15 protein-coding genes and 1 pseudogene are annotated in these 23,268 nt (G+C 30.7%); all 16 read left to right on the forward strand.

Going from position 1 to position 23,268, the window contains the following annotated elements; genetic code table 11:
* The first annotated feature begins 18 nt into the window (after positions 1 to 18).
* The 16 genes and pseudogenes from EP747_RS14585 (at position 19) to galU (ending at position 23,260) form a co-directional block, all read left to right on the forward strand.
* A complete protein-coding gene (locus EP747_RS14585; protein ID WP_129690855.1) occupies positions 19 to 435 on the forward strand; it encodes a hypothetical protein in 417 nt (138 codons plus the stop codon).
* Between the two features lie 10 nt (positions 436 to 445).
* A complete protein-coding gene (locus tag EP747_RS14590; protein ID WP_129690856.1) occupies positions 446 to 2,560 on the forward strand; it encodes a CgeB family protein in 2,115 nt (704 codons plus the stop codon).
* A 12-nt stretch (positions 2,561 to 2,572) separates the two neighbouring features.
* Positions 2,573 to 3,556, forward strand: coding sequence for a glycosyltransferase family 4 protein (locus tag EP747_RS14595; protein ID WP_129690857.1), 984 nt, complete (start codon positions 2,573 to 2,575; stop codon positions 3,554 to 3,556).
* Between the two features lie 334 nt (positions 3,557 to 3,890).
* Positions 3,891 to 4,994, forward strand: coding sequence for a non-hydrolyzing UDP-N-acetylglucosamine 2-epimerase (gene wecB / locus EP747_RS14600; protein ID WP_419179315.1), 1,104 nt, complete (start codon positions 3,891 to 3,893; stop codon positions 4,992 to 4,994).
* A gap of 380 nt (positions 4,995 to 5,374) precedes the next feature.
* Positions 5,375 to 6,802 (forward strand): MBOAT family O-acyltransferase, encoded by a 1,428-nt coding sequence (locus EP747_RS14605; RefSeq protein WP_129690859.1) that lies wholly within the window; start codon positions 5,375 to 5,377, stop codon positions 6,800 to 6,802.
* A gap of 17 nt (positions 6,803 to 6,819) precedes the next feature.
* Positions 6,820 to 8,019 (forward strand): DHHW family protein, encoded by a 1,200-nt coding sequence (locus EP747_RS14610; protein WP_129690860.1) that lies wholly within the window; start codon positions 6,820 to 6,822, stop codon positions 8,017 to 8,019.
* Between the two features lie 523 nt (positions 8,020 to 8,542).
* Complete coding sequence (gene galE / locus EP747_RS14615) at positions 8,543 to 9,541, forward strand: UDP-glucose 4-epimerase GalE (protein ID WP_129690861.1); 999 nt, start codon at positions 8,543 to 8,545, stop codon at positions 9,539 to 9,541.
* Between the two features lie 80 nt (positions 9,542 to 9,621).
* Complete coding sequence (gene galE / locus EP747_RS14620; protein ID WP_129690862.1) at positions 9,622 to 10,608, forward strand: UDP-glucose 4-epimerase GalE; 987 nt, start codon at positions 9,622 to 9,624, stop codon at positions 10,606 to 10,608.
* 452 nt (positions 10,609 to 11,060) lie between these two features.
* Complete coding sequence (locus EP747_RS14625) at positions 11,061 to 12,278, forward strand: glycosyltransferase family 4 protein (protein ID WP_129690863.1); 1,218 nt, start codon at positions 11,061 to 11,063, stop codon at positions 12,276 to 12,278.
* Positions 12,271 to 13,590 carry a glycosyltransferase gene (locus tag EP747_RS14630; protein WP_129690864.1) on the forward strand — a complete coding sequence of 440 codons (1,320 nt, stop codon included), beginning with the start codon at positions 12,271 to 12,273 and terminating at the stop codon, positions 13,588 to 13,590. Before EP747_RS14625 ends, EP747_RS14630 begins: the two co-directional genes overlap by 8 nt.
* A gap of 117 nt (positions 13,591 to 13,707) precedes the next feature.
* Complete coding sequence (locus tag EP747_RS14635; RefSeq protein WP_129690865.1) at positions 13,708 to 16,446, forward strand: bifunctional glycosyltransferase/CDP-glycerol:glycerophosphate glycerophosphotransferase; 2,739 nt, start codon at positions 13,708 to 13,710, stop codon at positions 16,444 to 16,446.
* Between the two features lie 38 nt (positions 16,447 to 16,484).
* Positions 16,485 to 19,277: a bifunctional glycosyltransferase/CDP-glycerol:glycerophosphate glycerophosphotransferase gene (locus tag EP747_RS14640; protein WP_129690866.1), complete on the forward strand. Its 2,793-nt coding sequence runs from the start codon at positions 16,485 to 16,487 to the stop codon at positions 19,275 to 19,277.
* Between the two features lie 69 nt (positions 19,278 to 19,346).
* Positions 19,347 to 20,633 (forward strand): nucleotide sugar dehydrogenase, encoded by a 1,287-nt coding sequence (locus EP747_RS14645; protein WP_129690867.1) that lies wholly within the window; start codon positions 19,347 to 19,349, stop codon positions 20,631 to 20,633.
* Positions 20,630 to 21,433, forward strand: coding sequence for an ABC transporter permease (locus tag EP747_RS14650; protein WP_129690868.1), 804 nt, complete (start codon positions 20,630 to 20,632; stop codon positions 21,431 to 21,433). Before EP747_RS14645 ends, EP747_RS14650 begins: the two co-directional genes overlap by 4 nt.
* A gap of 12 nt (positions 21,434 to 21,445) precedes the next feature.
* Positions 21,446 to 22,210 (forward strand): annotated as a pseudogene (gene tagH / locus EP747_RS14655) (teichoic acids export ABC transporter ATP-binding subunit TagH); the annotation flags it as partial.
* Positions 22,211 to 22,387: 177 nt separating this feature from the next.
* Entirely contained in the window at positions 22,388 to 23,260 is an 873-nt protein-coding gene (galU, locus tag EP747_RS14660) for a UTP--glucose-1-phosphate uridylyltransferase GalU (protein ID WP_129690911.1), read from the forward strand.
* The last annotated feature ends 8 nt before the right edge of the window (positions 23,261 to 23,268 follow it).

The raw sequence follows: 23,268 nt of genomic DNA on the forward strand, positions 1-23,268 counted from the left end.
TTGTTCTGGAGGTTTGAAATGAAGAATAGTGAATTATTGAATAGTAGTCATGTTGATTCAACAACTGTAAATTTTAAACCAAGTTTAATAGAGGTTTCGACTGAGGATTTCGATGCTAATATTCTACGAAAAAATGAATTATTAATGAAAGAAAATGAGTTCCTCTCTAATAAGGTGATGGAATTAGAAAAAAGAATGGAAGAGCAATTATTTCGCCAGTTGGATTTAATCGTAGAGCACGAGGAATTTATGATGGGACTTGATGATTATGTTCTTGTAAACGAAGTAAAGCAGTCATTTGGTTCGTATGAATATGAAAAATTGCAAGAAGAGTATCAAAAGCTGCAATTAAATTATGAAACGTTTAGGAACTCTAAATTTGGAAAATTAGCAAGGAAGTATTGGAAGCTCTTGAAGTATTTAAAAAGAAAATGAGGGGTCATTTATGTTAAAAGAATTAATCGAAAAACAAATTACTAGATTACGTAATGAAAAATATGACACAAAGATGATGCTGCAAGAATTAATGAATGTGGATGAACCCTTTTATTTTCAAAACCATGAGTTACTTCCATTTTCAGCTGATGATTTTACAGTTAGTAAAGGCATTCAAAAGTTTCAAAAGGAAAAGAAAACACTATTTCATAACAAACTTATAAAGCAGACTGCGGTCATTGATTATAAAGACGAAAAAAAATTAATGGAACTACTTTTTAATGAAGGAAGAAGTCAGTTATTTACTAAATTTGGAATCACAGGCTTTGTCAGCGGTAAATGTGAGGTGGTTTGTGAATTGCGATTTATTGATCATGAGAATAACGTAAGTACAGTCAATTTTCATATGGACGAGTTAGTTGATCTATCTCAATTTAATCAAAATGAGATACAATCGGCTTCTTTTTCGATTTACATGACAGGTGCTGCTACACTCCATTTATTCCATGCTAAATTAATGGGTTCGTATAAAAATAGTACAATAGACAATAGTCACTTGAAGAAACAAAAGAAAGAAATTAAGGACTTTCGAGTTGGTTTTATCGCAGACGAATTTACGACACGATGCTTCGATTATGAGTTTCAACTTGTAAAAATTACGCCTGAGAATTGGCTGACTGAATTTAAAAAGCATCGAATTGATTTATTCTTTTGTGAGTCTGCGTGGCTTGGAAACGATGGTGCTTGGAAGGATAAAATCGGTACGAAAAGTCACAGAAATCATACGAAACTATTAAAACTAGTTTATTGGTGTAAAGAACACAATATCCCGACCGTCTTTTGGAATAAAGAAGATCCGTTTCATTACCAAGCGTTTATTGATACAGCTAAACATTTTGATTATGTATTCACGACTGATTTTGAATCAGTTCAGAACTATGTGGACGAAGGCTGTGAAAATGTTTATTGCTTACCTTTTGCAGCTCAACCGAAAATTCACAATCCAATTGAATATATTCCACGTAAAGAGAAAGTAGTTTTCGCTGGTGCTTATTATGGTAAGAAGTTTCCTGAACGTACGAGTGCGATGGAGAAACTAGTAAATTCTTCGAAAGAATACGGACTAGATATATATGACCGAAACTATCATAATCCAACTAGTCCTAATCAATTTCCAGATGAGTATAAACCATTTATTGTTGGAAACTTAAAACAAAATGAAATCGATCTTGCGTATAAAGGATATAAAGTAGCACTAAATGTAAATAGTATTACGAAATCTCCGACAATGTTTGCCCGGAGAGTATTTGAGTTATTAGCAAGTAATACCCCGATTATTAGTTCCAATTCAGAGGGGATTCATAGAATGTTTGGAGAAATAGTAACGGCTACAGACGATGAAAAACTGATGAAGCAACGACTTTCTAACTATTATACAGATGAGACCTTCTATAAAAAAAATCGTTTACTCACATTGCGAAAAGTATTAGAAGAACATACTTATACGAATCGAGTGGAAGATTTATTCAACATTATTAATCTGCCATACGAGAAATATGAAGAGACTGCTACATTAGTAGGTATTGTTCGAAGTAAAGCCGACTATGAAAAGTTATTCGCGATTTACAATAGACAAGGAATTAAACAAAAAAAGCTAGTGATCTTACTCGATTTGTTTGACGGCTATTTAGACATTTTTAATCAAAACAATCATGGGGAAGTGAAAACATACCTGATTGATTACTGCCATCATTACTTTAGTTTAAATGATCTCGTTGATTCGAATTATATTGCTCCAGTTAATCTAGATCATTATTATGGAGTCAATTATTTGAGGGACTTGATGTTAGCTACTAAGTACACGAGTGATACGATTATTGCAAAGGGCAATGGAAATAGCTATAACTACGTAAATGATTGCCTTATTGACGAAGCATTGATTTGTAAAAAGGCGACAAGATTTCTTCATCCAAATGAATTTATAAAGCTTTTAGATCATAAATCATCAATTGGACATTTCTCAAAAGCTGGCGTTCAATTTTTTGAAATTGATGAGTTTAATTTTTATCGAGATGCCCATGAACAAGCCATTAGCCGAGACAAAATTGAGAGAATTTTAGTATAAGGAGCTGTTTTTATGAAACTGGCGATTATAGGGCATGATTTAAAATTTATAAACGATGCCATTAAGAGATTTGAAGCTAGAAGTGACATTGAAATAAAAATTGATTTATGGGAAGGTCATACAATTCATCAAGTTGGTAAAAGCTTAGAAATTGTTAATTGGGCTGATGTTCTTTTTTGCGAGTGGGGACTTGGAAATGTAATTTGGTATCAGGAGCATAAAAAAGATCATCAAGTATTAATTGTTAGAATGCATCGTTTTGAAATGAATACCCCTTTTCCAGAACGATTTGATTTTACGAAAATTGATAAGATTATTGCGATTTCTTCTTATATATTTGAGGAATTCCATCGGGTTTCAAGCATTCCTAGAGAAAAGATGATTGTCATTCAAAATGGTGTTGACGTAGATAAGTTTCATTTGCCTAAGCAACATGATGCAGATTTTCGAATTGGATTACTTGGCTATGTACCAAAGTTAAAACGGTTAGATCGAGCGCTTGAGATATTTGAAAAGTTATATGAAAAAGACAGCCGATATACTCTTTCGATAAAAGGAAAGCATCCGAAAGAATTTCCGTGGGTATGGAATAATCAACAAGAGCAGGATTATTTTACAAGTTTATTTCGAAAAATTGAGAAATCTCACTATCGTAATCAAGTTCAGTTTGAAGAGTGGGGAGATTCAGCGGAATGGCTCCAGTCGATCGGTTTTGTCTTGTCAGTTAGTGATTATGAAAGTTTTCACTTAGCACCCGTTGAAGGGATGGCATCTTGCGCTGTGCCAATTGTATTAAATCGTGAAGGAGCTCGAATGATTTTCCCTGATGAGTACATTTTTGAATCAATCGATCAAGCAGCGCAGTACATTGCGGATAATAGAGAAGGATTCGGGCAAGAACTAGTTGAATTTGTAAAGGAAAATTACTGTATGGATAAAATGTGTTCAGAGATTTTGAGTCTAATTGATGAGTTACAAGTAAAATTAGTTCATTAATTATATCCTTTGCGCAGTGAATTCTTGAGTAGAAGGATCTGTGTTTTTTTCTTCTATTATTATTTACATCGAGTATGAATGATTTCAAATGTGGGAAACTAAGTATATAGGATTTTATCGTTTAGTGATATAGAATAGGAAAATTACTAGTTAAAGAACTTATTAGGAATTAAGACAATCAATTTTTACAATTAGTCATGTAAATAGAGGAATAAACGGTATTTTTTATGGTAAAAAATGTCTTTATTTCCTCAGTTAAGATACAATAGATAGATACATATTTCAATAAGCCGATTTGTTTTTGAAAGGGGAAAGAATTTTGACTGTTAAAGTAATGACAATTTTTGGAACAAGACCAGAAGCGATTAAGATGGCGCCACTAGTGCTTGAGTTAGCTAAATATCCAGATCAGATCGAATCAATTGTGACGGTTACAGCTCAGCATCGTCAAATGCTGGATCAAGTTCTCGAAATTTTTGAAATCACGCCTGAATATGATTTAAATATAATGAAGGACCGCCAAACTTTAATTGATGTAACAACGCGAGGTTTGGAAGGTTTAAATAAGATTATGCAGGAAGTAAAGCCGGATATTGTATTAGTCCATGGTGATACGACAACGACTTTTATTGCTAGTCTTGCAGCTTTTTATAATCAAATTGCAATTGGGCATGTTGAAGCTGGTTTACGTACTTGGGACAAGTATTCACCATACCCAGAAGAAATGAACCGTCAATTAACTGGTGTAATGAGTGATTTACATTTTGCACCTACTACAAAAGCTGCACAAAATTTATTAGCTGAAAATAAGAAGGAAGAATCGATTTATATTACTGGTAATACGGCAATCGATGCCTTAAAAACAACAGTAAAAGAAGAGTATGCTCATCCTGTTCTTGATCAGATTGGTAATGACAGATTAGTCTTGATGACTGCACATCGTCGTGAAAATTTAGGGGAACCTATGAGAAATATGTTTAAAGCGATTAAGCGCTTAGTCGAAAAACATAATGATATTCAAGTTGTGTATCCTGTACACATGAATCCTGTTGTTCGTGAAATTGCAAATGAAGTGCTAGGAAATGACAATCGAATTCATTTAATTGAACCACTGGATGTTATTGATTTCCATAATTTTGCTGCAAGATCGCATTTAATTTTAACTGATTCTGGTGGTGTACAAGAAGAGGCACCTTCTTTAGGCGTACCAGTTCTTGTTTTACGTGATACGACAGAACGCCCTGAAGGAATTGACGCTGGTACTTTAAAGCTTGCTGGAACTGACGAAGAAGTCATTTACACATTAGCCGATGAACTGTTATCGGATGAAGAAGCACATGCAAAAATGTCTAAGGCATCTAACCCATATGGAGACGGCGAAGCTTCTAGAAGAATTGTTGAAGTGATTATTAGACACTTTAACAATAATAATAAATGATTTTGATCAAGCTATAAACAAGAAAGACTATTTTTGAAAATTTTTCAAGGATAGTCTTTTTTTCGTCTTTTCATCTATTTATTGACTATTTTTAGAAATTCAAAAATTAAAACGCTTTTAATAAAGTACCTATTTTAATTTAAGATAGATACTATTTTAAAAGGGATTTTTTATGTTTATAAATTAGCGTTTTTAGTTTGTATATTGATTACTAATTATAATCTTTGTTTATTTTATTTCATTTTGAATAAATTTAAATTAAATCTCTAAAGTAAAAGTAAGTATATTGTAGAAATTTATCAATTTATATGTGATAATTTTGTCTGTTGGGAAAAATGTAGGTTATTAATGATAAATTCATGAAAAGAAAGGACTAGATTATGCTTTTCAGTTCAACTGTATTTTTGTTTGTATTTCTACCTATAGTATTACTAGTTTATTTTGTATTACCACGTATATTTCGAAACGCATGGTTATTAGTAACTAGTTTAGTTTTTTATGCATGGGGTGAGCCAAGATTTGTATTGGTTATGTTCCTTTCAATAATAATTAATTACGTATTTGCTTTAATTGTAGATGCAAATCGGAATAAGAAAACTACAATAAAGTGGATTATGGCAGCGATGCTTGTAGCCAATTTGGGGTTATTGTGTTTCTTCAAATACTCAAACTTTTTTGTGGATAATATTAATTTATTATTGAACACAAATATTACGATTCCTCAAATTCCATTACCATTAGGAATTTCATTTTTTACTTTCCAAGGAATCAGCTATGTAGTTGATGTTTATCGAAAAGATGGTGCATTACAAAGAAACCCATTGAACATGGCTACTTATAAAACTTTATTTCCACAGTTAATTGCAGGTCCTATTGTTCGTTATCAAACTGTTTCACATCAAATTACAGATCGAAAAGAGACTTTAGAGAAATTTGCTTATGGAACGAAGCGATTTATTATTGGTTTAGGAAAGAAAATGTTTTTAGCGAATAATTGTGGTTGGGTTGCAGATCAAATTTTTGCACAAAATCCACATGACATGTCCATTGGTTTAGCTTGGATTGGTATCATTGCGTATTCTTTACAAATTTACTTTGATTTTTCCGGATATTCTGATATGGCAATTGGCTTAGGAAAAATGTTTGGATTCGATTTTTTAGAAAACTTCAACTATCCGTATATTTCAAAATCAGTAACAGAGTTTTGGAGAAGATGGCACATTTCATTGGGAACATGGTTCAGGGACTATCTATATATCCCATTAGGTGGAAATCGTGTTTCTCCTTTACGTACGTATATCAATCTATTTATTGTGTGGTTTGCTACAGGTTTTTGGCACGGAGCAAGTTGGACATTTATCGCATGGGGTATTTATTACGGAATATTAATCATGCTTGAAAAAGCTTTCTTAGGTGACATATTACGAAAGTTACCTAGTGTAATTCAGCACATTTACGCTACATTCCTTGTCGTAATAGGATGGGTATTTTTCCGTGCAGAAACATTTAGTTATGCATTTGATTATATTAAGACAATGTTCGGATTAAATAATACAGTTCTTTGGGATTCAAGTGCAGGATATTATTTTGCTGAATACGGTGTTCTAATAGGTCTAGCTATTATTGGTGCAACTCCTTTAATGAAAATCTTTGCAGATAAAATTATGGTTCAATCAGAATCCAGCTTTGCTGTAAGAATTTTCGGTCGAAATATTGGGTTAACAGGTTACTATTTATTAGTTTTTGGTATTTCAATTATTTGTGTTGTTTCTAACACGTTTAATCCATTTATCTATTTCCGTTTCTAGTAAGTTGGAGGTTTATTATGCAAAACAACCGATTTAAATTTAATAATTTCATAGTTATAAGTTTCTTATTTATCATTTTTGCAGGGGCTATTTATGTTTGGGTAAAAGGTGATTTGAAGTATTCCACAATTGAAAATCGAACACTTGCTCAAATGCCTAAAATGAGTTTAGATAAGTTAGCCTCTGGAGAATTTTCAAAAGAATTTGAGCTTTATTTTAATGACCAATTTCCTGGTAGATTGAAGTTAATTGAAGCGAATGCATCAATCAATAAAGATTTATTAGGTCAAAATGTTGTAAAAGATGTATATATTGATGATAATGGTTTATTATTATCAACTGTTCCTAAACAAACGAAAGCAAGTGCAAAAGTCATTGCAAACAGAATTAATAAATTGGCGTTACAAGCTTCGAAGCTTGGAGTGAACACTTATTTTAGTCTAGTACCAAATAAATCAGTTACTTTCGAAGACCAATTCCCTTCATACTTTCCTAGTTATGGAAATGAGACATCAGATTATATTTTGAGCGATATTGATCCAATTGCACATCCTTTAGATCTAAGAGTTACAATGAATAAACATAAAAATGAGCCGAATTTATATTATTATACTGATCATCATTGGAAGGCAAAGGCTGCATTTTATTCGTATCAAACAATTATAAATACGATTTATCAAAATTCAAATGAAGTTGGTAAAGCATGGGACGCGGATGATTTCAATTGGAAAGAAGAAGGATTACCTTTTTACGGTTCGGATGCTCGTAAAACGACAAGAGCAAATGTAACGAAAACAGATAAAATAACTGTAGTAGAAAGTAAGGAAAAACAGGATCTAAATGTATGTTACTATGGTACATGTCATAGAGGGTTATATGCAGAAGAACCATTGAAAAATGTAAGTCTTTACACAAATCGATATGTTTCATACATTGGTGGAGATCACCCTGAAACAGTCATTTATAACGATAAAGTTAAGGGTCGAAAACTATTAATTATCAAAGACTCTTATGCAAATGCAAGTGTACAATTCTTTGTTAACCATTATAAAGAAACAAGAGTACTTGACTTAAGATATTACAATAAAATGCCTATCATTGATTATATTAAAAAGTATAAAGTAAATGATGTAATCATTATGCATAATGTTAATTCTATTTATGTAACACCGACATTAACGAATTATGAGCATCCTGGTCAAGGTGAAAATCAATAAAAACGAATGTGTTTCTTAGTGGACACTGAAAAGGGATGTCAAATAAGTCAAATATCTGACTTTTATGGCATCCCTTTTTAAGTAAATTGGGAGAAAAATAAAACAGGAAAAAGGAAATTTATAAAATTTAATAAGGATTTAGTAGTTTTCTTATTCCTTATAGATTACTGAGCATCCATAACCAGGTGGATTATGACTTCAAATTCAAGAAATAACGCAAGAAACCACAAGATAACTAATTTATCTTGTGGTTTCTTTATTGATAAAGTTCCTTTGAGCTAACCTGTTATTTAGAAAAGATCAACATGACCCTAATAAAAATGTGACGGATACATAATAAATTTTACAAATAATAAAAACAATATGAATAACGGATTTAGAATAATGAATTTAAGAGAGGTTATTTAACAGTTTGAAATAGCTGCTAAGTATGATTTCAACTTTCTTTTTTAAATATATGATATAATTAGATTTTAAAAAAATATATTTAAATTTCTCTATTCTACATATTAGGAGGGTTCATGTGAAAATATTGGTAATTGGTGGGGCGGGATATATTGGCTCTCACACTGTATATGAATTAATTCGCGAAAATCACGAAGTAGTAGTAGTAGACAATTTATCAACAGGTAGAGAAGAAGACATACATGAACTAGCGACGTTTTATAAAGCTGACATAAGGGATTTTAAATCTCTTAATGAAATATTTAAAAAAGAGAAAAATATTGATTGTGTCATGCACTTTGCGGCAAAGCTTATTGTTCCCGAAAGTGTTGAGAAACCACTAGAGTATTATGATAACAACGTTATTGGACTGAAAATTCTTTTAGATGCCATGATTGAAAATAAAGTTAATAATATTGTATTTTCTTCTACAGCAGCCGTATATGGTGAGCCAATTAACTCTGTTTGTACGGAAGATGATTATTGTTTACCAATTAATCCATATGGCGAAACAAAATTAGCAGCTGAAAAATTAATCCATTGGACTGCACAAGCAAATGGTATTAATTACTGTATCTTAAGGTACTTTAATGTCGGCGGAGCAGATTATACAGGTGAAATTGGTTTATATAAGGAAAACTTAACACATTTGATTCCAGTTACGATCCAAACTGCTTTAGGTATAAATGATAAATTAGTTGTATTTGGAACAAACTACGAAACAAGAGATGGTACGTGTATCCGTGATTATATCCATGTATCGGATGTAGCAAAAGCCCATATATTAGGAGCGGATTTCACAATTAATTGCCAAAGTGGCGTATTTAACCTTGGTTCAAATTCTGGATTTACGGTTCAAGAAATAATTAATATGGTTGAGAAAGTTAGCTGTCTTGAGGTACCTGTTGAATATAGTAATCGACGACCTGGAGATCCTGCTGCAATTATTGCTTCAAATAATAAGGCAATTGAACAATTGGGATGGAAAGTGGAAAGTAACTTAGAAGATATTATTAGATCTGATTGGAATTTTCGCTTGAAGAAGATGGAAAAGAGTCGAAATAATATTGTGAGTTAATCTAAATTAGTATAAAAAGTATTATTTAAAAGTAGTATTAAAAGGAAAAGTTGATATTTTTCAATAGGAGCGAATTTTTTATGATATTAGTAGTTGGTGGGGCCGGTTATATTGGTAGCCATACAGTAAAAGAATTATTGGATAAAGGTTTTGAAGTACTTGTATTAGATAATTTAACGACGGGACACCGCTTTGCAGTTGATCCTCGGGCAGAATTTATTGAAGGAAATCTTGGTGACGCTGATTTATTATCAGAAATATTCACAGAAAAAACCATTGATGCTGTTATGCACTTTGCTGCAAATAGTCTTGTCGGTGAATCTGTTGTAAATCCTTTAAAATATTATCAAAATAATGTTTCAGCAACGATTACATTATTGGGAAGTATGTTAGAGTTTGGAGTTAAGAAATTTATTTTCTCCTCAACAGCAGCAACTTATGGTATTCCAGATGTTGATTTAATAACAGAAGAAACACCAACAAATCCAATTAATCCTTACGGTCAATCAAAATTGATGATTGAAAACGTATTAAGTGATTTTCGATCTGCTTATGGAATGGACTATGTTGTTTTACGTTATTTTAATGCTGCAGGAGCACATGTTACAGGTGAAATTGGTGAAGATCATACGCCTGAAAGTCATTTAATACCACTTATATTACAGCATTTACTAGGTCAAAGAGAAAGTATTACAGTTTTTGGTGATGATTATCCTACTGCCGATGGATCATGTATAAGAGATTATATTCATATTACGGATCTAGCTGGTGCTCATATTGTATCCCTAAAGAAAATGTTAGAACAAGATAATTTTACTCGTACATATAATTTAGGCAATGGATTAGGCTACTCGGTTAAAGAAGTAATTGAAATGTGCGAAAAGGTAACCGGATTAAAAGCCAATGTTTTAATTGGAGAGCGTCGAGCTGGTGACCCGGCGAATCTAGTTGCATCGTCACATAAAATTTATGATGAACTTGGATGGAAAACAAAATACAAATTAGAAGAAATAATTCAAACTGCTTGGAAGTGGCATCAATCTCATCCAAATGGATTCGAAAAATAAATAAATCTCCTCGGCTTACGATCAATGGAGGAGGCGTAGTTAGATTAAAACTACACTTTGAATTGGTAATTACGTAAAGTCCAATTTATACTTTCTAAACGTGTAAAAATAAAAAGACTGTCCTTAAGTATTATTTCAGGGCAGTCTTTGTTTATGTTACAAATAGGTCACTTTATGGAATATAGTGTCGTATTGTGTTAAAATTACTATTGTTTTTTGATTTAAAAAGTGACAATTAGTAATACGTTTATACATGAATGAGATATGGGATATTAATACTATTAAAGTTTATTTTTATAGTTTAGAAAAACGAGTTAGTAACGAATGACTTGGAATTTCAACCAAAATTTGAACCCTTTCTACAGAATTCGAGTGGAAATTATATAATTTTACATAAACTTAATAAAAATAAATTAGGAATTAATCTTCTATTAAAAGAAGAGGTGTATTTTATGAATAAGAAAACAAAAGTTTTATTGATAACGCAACATTTTTATCCTGAAATAGGTAGCGCGGCAAATCGTCTTAAAAATATTTATCTTGAGTTGAAGGAAAAAGGTTATGAAGTAAAAGTGTTAACATTACATCCAAGATATCCTTCTCGAGAGATTTATAATAATCAAGCATTTTGGAATGAACCATTTATTGATGAAAAAGATGTAAATAGGATTGATCCTTCAATTAAAAATCATTCAGGAAGTATTATTAAAAGACTTTATTTATATTTAGAAGTTATGGTTCGTTTTATTATTGAAATTTTTAAATATAAACGAGAATTCAATATAGTATTTGTAACGTCTCCACCGATTTTTGTTGGTATCGCAGGATTGATTTCAAAGTGGCGTTTACGAGCACCACTTATTTTAGATATACGTGATTTATGGCCTGAATCATTAAGAGGTGTAAATATATTTTCTAATAAGTTAATCTTATCGATTGCTTACAAAGTAGAGTCTTTATTGTACAAAAAAGCAAATAAGATCATCATTAATAGCAGAAGTTTTAAAGAATATATGGTTAATAAAGGTGTAAAGGAAAGTAAAATTTCATTTTTACCAAACTCATTAACTGAAGATGAGTTGAATTTTACACCAGTAAATGACGAGCCAGATAATGAGAAAATCAATATTATTTATACTGGAAATTTAGGACTAGCGCAAGATTTGGATAAGTTTTTAAAAGCTAGTATACAAATGAAAGAATGTAAAGATTTTCATTTTATTATTGTTGGTTACGGTAAGAACGTTAATGAAGTAAAAAATTATATTAAAGAGCATCAACTGACAAATGTAACATTATATTCTGCTAAATCAAGAACTGAGACACTATCACTTGTTTCAAAATCTGATATTACTTATGTAAGTTTAGTTGATCAAGAGGTCTTTAAGACAGTATTGCCAGGTAAAATTATTGATTATATGTGTCTCAAAAAGCCAATTATTGGGAACGTAGCTGGGTATGCTGCACAAATTATTAAAGATGCAAATTGTGGTACAGTATTAGAAGAAGGAACTGAAGAGGAACTTGTTCGTCATATAAAGCATTTGGCTACCGACCAACTCGAACGAAATATGTTGGGGGAAAATGGATACTTATATGCATATAAAAATTTAAGATGGAAAACAAATATATATAATTTAATTAATGTAATGGAGGAAATCCATGAATAAAAAAGTTTGTGCCTTTGTATTTAATCATTTTACAAATGATGCACGTGTTTTAAGAGAATGTTCGGCACTTGCCGAGGTTGGTTATGAGGTAGATTTAATTTGTTTACATGATGATTCAACTACTCTTCCTAAGAGAGAAACGATGGAAGGGTTCCAAGTTATTCGTGTTAATAATTCATTACCATTTGGTATCAATCTTTTATTCAAATACTCTAATAGTATAATGCAAATATGTATGAAGAATTTCTTAACTAAACTAGTCGCTGCTTGTATTGCGATTTTTGCTATTTATTTACTACCTATTTTTTCTTTACTCTTAATAGCATTTATAGCGATATTTGGAAATCGATTTGTTCGAGTGGCTTGTACTAGAGGGTATAATATTCTTCAAATGATCTATCATGGACTAAAAAAGAACTATGATATTTATCATTCTAATGATTTAAATACTTTACCACAAGGAATTATTTGTGCAAAAGTATTTAATAAAAGTAAGCTAATCTATGATTCACACGAAGTTCAATCAAGTCGTTCAGGATATGAAAATCCGATTTTTGGCAAAATTGAAAAGTTTTTAATTAAATATATTGATATTATGATTCATGAAAATGATACACGAGCACAGTATACTCAAGATTTATATGATATTCCGTATCCTGAGGTTATACATAATTATCCTTTTGTATCTTATCCAGAAAAAAGTAAATCAATAAATTTACATGAAAAATTAAACTTGCCACATGATGAGCCTATCTTACTTTACCAAGGTGGAATTCAAAAAGGTAGAGGACTAGAACTGATTGTCAAAGCTACTCCTTTGTTTAAGCGTGGAACTGTCGTATTTATTGGTGACGGGAAAATTAAACCAAGATTATTAGAAATGGTAAATGAATTGAACTTACATGATCGTATTAAGTTTATCGATAAAGTTCCGGTAGCTGAATTACTAAATTACACTCGAAATGCATATTTAGGATTTCAAATTCTAAACAATATAAATTTTAATCATTATTCAGCATCTTCGAATAAGTTATTTGAATACTTAATGAGTGGGGTTCCTGTAGTAGCATGTAGTTTTCCAGAAATTCAAAAAGTGGTAGAAGGAGAACAAACTGGTATTTGTGTTGACTCACATGATATTCAATCAATTGCTGATGGAGTCAATACACTATTAGATGATCCAAAATTAAGAAATGAATTCAGCAAAAATTGTCTAGTTGCTAGACATAAATATAATTGGGAAAATGAAAAACAAATTTTCCTAGGCATCTATGATAAATTATATTCGGCAGAAAAACTTTATGCTAGTTAATCTATACATGAAGTTAGGTCTTGCCTAATTTCCACAATTAAAAAGCCAATAAGATAAGATCGGATAAGTTAATTCGATATTCAGTTTTATCTGTTTGTATGCTTGGGGTGAGCGTAATTGAATGCTTATAAATTAAGTGTAATTGTAATTAATTATAATAAAGAGAAATATATAGAAGCTTGTATAGAATCAATCAAAAAAACTACGCTTAACGATATCCAATTGATCGTAGTAGATGACGGTTCAACTGATCAAAGTAAAGAAATAGCACAAAATATGGTTGGAAAATACAAGGATGGTTTATTCATATCGCAATCAAACAGTGGTCCTAGTGCTGCCCGTAATAAAGGATTGGAATATGCTAAAGGTGAATACGTAGCGTTTTTAGATGGAGATGATTTAGCTACCACTAAAGGATATGAAACACTTTACAATTTGGCGAAAAAAAACAATGCCGATATAGGGATAGGCGATATTCTTTGCTTTAATGATATGAGAACATGGCGACTTTCTTATATGAAGAAAATATTTAAAAAGAATATGCCAAAAGTTCGAAGTTTAAAAAATAATCCAGAGTTGCATTATACTCCTTCTGCAAGCAATAAAATCTTTAAAAGAGAATTATTAATTAGAGAAAATATTAAATTTGATGAAAGTTTAAGAGTTGGGGAAGATTTACTTTTCACTCAAACAAGCCTACTGTGTTCAAATAAAGTAGTCGTAAAAGAAATTGATATTATTAAATATAGAATTATTAACTCTAGTGAGAGCTTAATAAGACAAGGGAATATTAATTTTTTTGAGCAACTAGTAACCTTGCAAAAAGAATTATTGGATCTTTATTGTAAGAAAAACCGTACTGCAGAATTAAAGTTTATTCAAGCAAGACAACTGAATTTTTTCTTAGATTCGATCGAATTAAAAGCTTCTAGGCTAACAAATAAAGAGCAAATTCAATTAGCTTCTATTGGTCAACAATTTCTCTCGTATATATCAATAAAAGAAGAGGTTCTTTCACTTAATCTTTATAAAAGATTTATTGTTTATTTACTAGAAAATAATAGTGGAGATAAGCTTCAAAAAGTAATAGAGAGTCAACATTCAGTCGATTTCTCAAAAGAGTATTTATATGAAAATGGAGTCTACTATCATTATTTAGCAAAGCTATTTAAAGAGGATATGAACTTATTAAAGGTAGAAAAATTTGAGCTTTGTCACAAGGTTGAGCAAATTTCGCTTAGAGAATCGATCTTAACGATAAAGGGGTATGCATTTATTCGCTACCTATCTACAGCAAATATTAATAGGACATTAGTATTTAAAAATAACCAAACAAAAGAAGAAAAGACAATCATTCTTAATCCGATGCTTCGGACAGATATAACTTATACTTTTGATAAGAATCAAGTAAATTATGATCATTCTGGGTTTGAAAAACTGACGATTGATTTAAAGTCTTTCTTATCCTATGGAAATTGGTCCGTATTCTTGAAAGTTGAACAAGAAGGTTTAAGTGTTATAGGCAAATTAAAAGTAGGTTTAGTACATTTGCAAAATAATACAAAATCCACTCAAATTAAGGGAACTCAGTTTATAACAACTTATAAAAATAATGCGTTGTCAATAACAATTAGAAAAGCATCAGTATCGAATAGTTCGAAGTTATTTTTAAATAAAATAAAATTTTATACTCGTACTTTAGGTAGGTTCATATTAAAAAAAGAAAAAGACGCATTGTTAACAATTATATGTAAAATGTTTTTTGAAAACTTTTATCGTAAAAAAAATATTACCTTGATTGGTGAACGAAGAGATACTGCACAAGATAACTCGTATCATTTATTTAAATATGTCAGAGAAAATCACCCCAAAAACAATATATACTATGTGATCGACAAAAAGTCGTCTGATTATCTTCGTATAAAAGACTTAGGAAATGTTATTGAATATGGGAGTTTCAAGCATACGTTTTATTTGTTACTTTGTAAAAAATCTATTAATAGTTATGCTGAACAGGCAAATATGTATACCAAGGCTTATAGAGAAGTAGTAAAATATTATCCTGAGTGGCAAAAAAATGATAAAATTTTTATTCAACACGGGGTAATTGGAGTTAGTAGAGTAAATCAGGCACTGAATAAAAATCAGTATGATTTTGCTGTTTTTGTTGTTTCATCTCAATTCGAAAAAAATCATATTGTTAAAGAATTTGGTTATTCAGAAGATGAAGTAATTGTGACTGGATTAGCAAGATGGGATTCGTTAGTAGATACGAGTAAAGGAAATGAAATACTTTTAATGCCAACATGGAGAAATTGGATAAAGACAGCAGAGGAATTATCTAAATCAAGGTATTTACAAACGTACATTAATTTACTTAATGATAGTAGACTACATCAAATATTAGAAAAAAATGATTTATATTTGAATTTTTATCCACATTATCAGACACAACTACTATTAGAAGATATGCCTAATTTTCATAATAGAATTAGGGTTATTCGACAAGGGACCGAAACGGTACAAAATCTTTTAAAAAGACATGCACTTCTAATCACTGATTACTCGACAGTTTCTTTTGATTTTGTCTATATGAAAAAGCCTGTAATATTTTATCAATTTGATTATGAAGAATTTTATTCAAGGCACTACAATGAAGGGCCGATTAACCATAAAGAGGATTTATTTGGCAAAGTTTGTGAAACAACTGAAGAATTATTATCAGAATTTGATCAAATTATTGATCAGAAAATGCAAATTGCACCAGCGTATTTAGAAAAAAGTAATAAGTTCATGATTCGAACGAATCATCAACATACAGAAGATATCTATAATGCACTATATAAAGATAGTTAAAACTTATAGATAACAAAAAGGAGATACTAGGGTTAATCATGGAAAAAGTTGGAATCAAATTTTACGATATAGCAGTAGTGATTGTTACATATAATGTGGTTGATTATATTGAAGAGGCTATAAATTCGATTATTAATCAGTCAATGAAAAATATTCAAGTTATAGTAGTGGATGATGGGTCAACTGACGGAACAAAAAATGTTGTCGAGCAAATGGCTTCAAATAATGAAAATATTTATTATCAATTTTCAGAGAATAGTGGTAGTCCATCTAGGCCGCGAAATATTGGAATACAAATGGCAAATGCAAAATACATTACCTTCTTAGATGGTGATGATTATCTTGACGAAAACGCATGTGAGATGATGTTCAATATCGCTGAAAAGGAAAATAGTGATATTGTCGCAGCAAATATGATGAGTTTTATTGGTAGTAGGTTTTTTGAAACATTTACTAGAAATCCTAATTATTCGGAGAGAGCAGCATATTTTAAATCAATAAATCATTATGATGTAACGCATATTACAGAGAATCCAGTCTTATATCAAATGCCAAATTGTTGTGCAAAATTATATCTTACTGACTTAATTAAAGATATTAGATTTGATGAATCGATAAAATATGGTGAAGACCACTTATTTTCTATTGAAACATTTTTAAAATCTAAAAAAACTGTTGTTTTAGATAAATTTGTTTATTTTTACCGAGGTCGAACGAACTCGACTACACGTGAAAGAAGCTTAAAAATAGTCCAAGATGCGTATGAGAGTGTATACGCTATAGATAAAGTAATAAAAAAATATGAAGGTAATATAAATGATTTAGATGATTTTTATCAAAAAATCGCAATTTATCGAATGAAAATTGGTAAAACATTTATTGAACAATTACGCTTATTTCCAGATGCTGAGAAAAAAAGAGTAATTGAATTATTAAATGAATCTTATTTTAGAAATTTAAGTATTGAAAACTATTCAAAATTAAATTTATTTAATTTTATTCTTATTGACTTAGCAGTTCAGAAAAAATTTGATGAAGCAATAGCCTTCTCAAACTTAAATGAGGAAATTAAGAGATATAAGTCTACTGTTAGTAAAAAAGATATTAATATATCTAATGATAACGATCAGATTATTTTTTCATTCAAATACAATGAAAAAAATGTCTCAGTCGATATAACGGAATGTTTTGAACATATACCATTAATCACACATTTAACTAATTTCACATTTGAAAATTTTACTCTTAAACTTGATGGTATAGGATTTTTTCAAAATATTAAATTAACCTCAGACAATGATATCTCTCATCAATTGGTACTAGTAAATCGTAATACTAAAAATCGTTTCATTATTGAAGCCGAAAGAAAATATACAAATAGATATAATACTGCGATTTCTGATTACCATAATGGTGGTTTTTCTTTCAGTATTAATTTATTAGAAATAAACGATTTAGGAAGATATGATTTGTTTCTCGAAACAACTTGTTTTGGAAAAGTAAAAACTAGAAAAATTACTGGTCCAACGAGAACGTTTAAGTTAAAATGCAGAAATTATTATTTTGAAATGAATCATAAAAACTATGAACTAATTTTAGCTCCTAAGAATTTATTTGCATTTAGGTTAAATTCAGGTAGTAAGTTGAAATTACGAATTTCAAAAGTCAAACATAATATTCGCAAGAAATTGTCTACATTAAAAGAGATAAGGAATAATCGTGGAATAGATAAAGGTAAAAAATTCAATTTGTCTATTGCTACTGTTTGCCAAGAATTGTCTAGACCTTTCTTTAAAGGAAGAAAAATTATTTTGGTCGGAGAAAAGTTAGGCGATACTTTTAATGATAATGGTGCAGCATACTTCAGATATTGCCGTCAAAATCATCCAAATGATGATGTATTTTATCTAATTAAGAAAAGTTCAAAAGATTATGAGGAAGTAAAGAAACTTGGAAATGTCATTCCATTTTATAGTCTTAAACATTTATTTTATAGTATGAACGCAAAATACATTGTAAGTACTGATAATGTTAATATGTTATTACCTTCGAATATTCGTCCCTTAAGAAATGCAAAACGGATTTTTGTCGGTCATGGGGTTACACTTTTTAAAAAGGTTGAGCATGTTTATCATGCTAGAATAGATGTTGCGGATTCAATAGCTTGTGCTTCTGAATTAGAAAAAGAAATATTTATAAACCATTTTGGGTTTAACGAAGATCAGTTATTTGTTACGGGATTACCTAGAACTCAAATTTTAAACAATAACGTTAAAGAAAAAAACATATTGCTTACATTTACATGGAGACCTTCAATTGGAAGCCGAAATGAATTTTTAGCAAGCGAGTATTATCATCGTTTGAAAAGTCTATTTAATAATCATGAATTATTAACTGCTTTAAGTAAAAATAATGTAACTTTAACTATTTTATTACACCCAAGAATGGTAGAATATGTAGATTTACTTGAAGCTGAACACCCGAATATTATTCTAAAAAAATTCACTGAAATAAATGTAAAAGACTACATTGAAAGCAGTAGTATGTTAATAACAGATTATTCGAGTATATTATTTGATTTCATTTTCCTTAAGAAACCAATTGTAATGTATGGTTTTGATTACTTTATTGGTGATTATGCTGTTAATGAAAAAGATATTAATGAAATGTTACCAGAAGTATTCTATCAAAATGAAAAAGAAGTAGTTAAATCAATCGTTAGTTCAATAAAATCTAACTTTAAAATTGCATCAGACCTTGAGCAAAAATACGGAAAATTAATTAACACTCATCAAGAAAGTTGTAACTATTTGCATAATCATTTACAATAGTGAGTGCTTATCTGACAGTTGATTCTTGATTTTAAAATCAACTAAAATACTGAAAGAGGTAGTTTCTAAATGAAAATTTGTACAATTGGACTAGGATATATTGGTTTACCTACATCAGCGATGTTTGCAAAACATGGTGTAGAAGTAGTAGGTGTAGATATCCATCAAAGTGTTGTTGATAAATTGAATGCTGGGGAAATTCATATAGAAGAGCCTGGTTTAGCTGAAGTTGTAAAGGATGTAGTTTCGAAGGGGTTATTTAAAGCATCATTAACACCAGAAGAAGCAGATGCATTTATTATTGCTGTACCTACACCGAATAATGACGATGAATACAAATCTTGTGATTTATCATACGTATTAAGTGCTGTTAAATCGACTATTCCTTTTTTAAAAAAAGGAAACGTCTTAATTGTAGAATCAACTATTGCGCCTCGCAGCATGGATGATTATGTAAAACCTTTAGTAGAAGAATGCGGCTTTACTGTTGGAGAAGATTTATTTTTAGTTCATTGTCCTGAACGAGTATTACCAGGACAAATTATGTACGAATTAATAAATAATAACCGTATTGTTGGTGGGATAACTCCAATGTGTTCAGAGGCAGGTGCAAAAGTTTATAGGACTTTTGTAAAAGGTGAAATCATTCGTACTGATGCAAAAACAGCTGAAATGTCTAAGTTGATGGAAAATACGTTTCGTGATGTAAACATTGCCTTAGCAAATGAATTGACAAAAATCTGTAATACACTTGATATCAATGTGTTAGATGTAATTGAAATGGCTAATAAGCACCCGCGAGTTAATATTCATTCACCAGGGCCAGGAGTGGGAGGACATTGTCTAGCAGTAGATCCTTATTTTATCGTTGCAAAAACACCTGAGCTTGCAAATATAATAAATCTATCTCGCGAAACAAATTCTTCTATGCCTAGTTATGTCGTTGAGAATGTAAAAAAATTAATAGGGAATGTTGAGAATCCTAAAGTTGCTGCTTTTGGTGTGACTTATAAAGGTAACGTGGATGATATGCGAGAAAGTCCAGCCATGGATATTATTAAATTATTACGCAATGAAGGAATTAATGTTGCAGCTCATGATCCACATGTTGCTAGTTCAGAAAAATTTAAGCTTCATTCTGCAATGAATGCTGTAAAAGATGCTCATTTAATTTTAATATTAACTGATCATAATGAATTTAAAGTGATGGATTTTGAAGAATTTGTACCATCAATGAAAAATCCAATCGTCTTTGATACTAGAAATTGTGTTAATCAAACTAAAGATTCAAAAATAATATATGTAAATTATGGTAATTTAAACCAAGTAATTAAAGAGAATGTGGTAAATTTATGAACAGTATAAAGACAGTTTTACAAGAACATGCTAAGAATCTATCATTAATATTTCGTCTTGCTTCTTATGAAACACGTAAGGAATATGCAGATAGTCAACTTGGCGTAATTTGGGTATTTTTAAATCCGATTTTTCAAATAGCCGTTTACTGGGTAACTTTTGGTACAGGGATTAGAGGTGGAGCTCCAGTTCATGGAATTCCGTTTCTAATCTGGATGCTTTGTGGGATAATTCCGTGGTTTTTTATTAGTGCAGCGATTATGCAAGGTTCAAGTTCTATTTTTAATAGAATAGGGACTGTTTCGAAAATGAATTTTCCATTAAGTATTATTCCATCCTATGTTGTATTATCTAGGTTCAATACTCATATATTTATGATGTTAATCTTAATAGTCGGAGTAATTGTAAACCGAGGTGTAGAGCAGATGAATATTTTTGCTTTAATCTACTTTATGTTAACCGGTTTACTATTTAATATTGCACTTTCTTTACTTACATCTACTTTATCGACAATGGTTAGGGATGTTCATTTATTAATTCAATCTTTCACTAGAATGCTTTTGTATTTGACACCAATCTTGTGGGAACCATCGGGTTCTTCAAATCTGTTAAATACTTTAATGAAACTTAATCCATTTTATTATATTGTAGAGGGATACCGTGGTGCGTTACTTTATGGCCATTCTGATATTATTTTTTCTAAATATACTTTTTACTTTTGGGGAGTATTGCTATTCTTTTTCATAATCGGCTCAGTTTTTCATGTTAAATTCAGGAAGCAGTTTGTTGATTTCCTATAGAAGGTGAAATGTATGACAAAAAAAGTTGTATTTAAAAATGTTACAAAAAAATTTAAAATTTATAATAAACCGACTGACAAACTGAAGGATTTATTCTTTGGTGGCAGAGGTGGGGAGTATTTTCATGCTTTAAAAAATATTTCCTTCGAGATTGAACAAGGGGAAATTGTAGGGATAATTGGTTTAAACGGATCAGGTAAAAGTACCATGTCTAACTTAATCGCGGGTGTGACAATGCCAAACGAAGGTGAAGTCGAAGTAAATGGTGTAGCTTCACTAATTGCCATTCAAGCTGGTTTAGACAATCGACTAACTGGTTTAGAAAATATTAGACTTAAAGGTTTAATGATGGGTCTAACGGTAAAACAAATTGAAAAAATTACACCGGATATTATTGAGTTTGCTGAAATTGGTAAGTTTATTAACCAACCAGTTAAATCATATTCAAGCGGTATGAGATCAAGATTAGGATTCGCAATTTCCGTTAATATTGATCCAGACATTATGGTAATTGACGAAGCATTATCTGTTGGTGACCCAACATTTACAAAACGTTGCTTAGATAAAATGAATGATTTTAAAGAACAAGGAAAAACAATATTCTTTATTAGTCACTCATTAGGTCAAGTAAGAAATTTTTGTACAAAAGGATTATGGATTCATTACGGAAAATTGGTAGAGTATGGAGACATTGATCCTGTATGCGATAACTATCAAGAGTTCCTTACTGAGTACAATAAATTATCTACTGAAGAACGTGCAAAAGATCGTGAAAAAAATATGCAATATAATTAATTAAATAACTAGATGGGATACCTAAGTTTGAAAAAGCTTAGGTTTCCTTGCATTATATACATAAAATGCTTTATTATTCAGTTGAGTGATGATTATAAGCTTAAACTTGATTAATATACTATAAAAAATATTAGGTGATTAATTGTGGAAAATAACAAAATAAAAAAAGTACGTAAAGCCATTATCCCAGCAGCGGGATTAGGTACTCGTTTCTTACCGGCTACAAAAGCAATGCCAAAAGAAATGTTGCCAATCGTAGACAAACCGACAATTCAATATATTGTTGAAGAAGCAATTGAAGCAGGAATTGAAGACATCATTATCGTAACTGGTAAAGGTAAACGAGCAATCGAGGACCATTTTGATATTTCATTTGAATTAGAACAAAATCTACTAGAAAAAGAAAAATATGAGATACTTGAGAAAGTACAAGCGTCGTCTAAAGTAGAGATTCATTATATTAGACAAAAAGAGCCAAGAGGTTTAGGCCATGCAGTTTGGTGTGCCCGTAAATTTATTGGTGATGAACCGTTTGCTGTACTACTTGGTGATGATATTATTCAATCAGACGTTCCTGGTGTTGAACAATTAATAAAACAGTACGAGTTAACACATTCTTCAGTTATAGGTGTACAAGAAGTTCCAGAAAATGAAGCTTATCGTTATGGAATTGTTGATCCGGTTGAGCAAGATGGACGTCGATACCAAGTACGTAACTTTGTTGAAAAACCAGCAAAAGGTACACAACCGTCAAATTTAGCAATAATGGGTCGTTATTTGTTAACACCTGAAATTTTTGAGTTTCTTGAGGAGCAAGAAATTGGAGCAGGTGGAGAAATACAGTTAACTGACGCGATTCAAAAGCTAAATAAAATTCAAAGAGTATATGCTTACGACTTTGAAGGTAAACGCTATGATGTTGGTGAAAAACTAGGATTTATTACAACAACTATCGATTTTGCACTTCAACGTGATGATTTAAAAGATGACTTATTAGACTATTTAAAACAAAAAATTAATGAATTAGACTAATAGAAAAA

It is taken from the genome of Gottfriedia acidiceleris, assembly GCF_004138285.1.
Classification (GTDB): domain Bacteria; phylum Bacillota; class Bacilli; order Bacillales; family Bacillaceae_G; genus Gottfriedia; species Gottfriedia acidiceleris_A.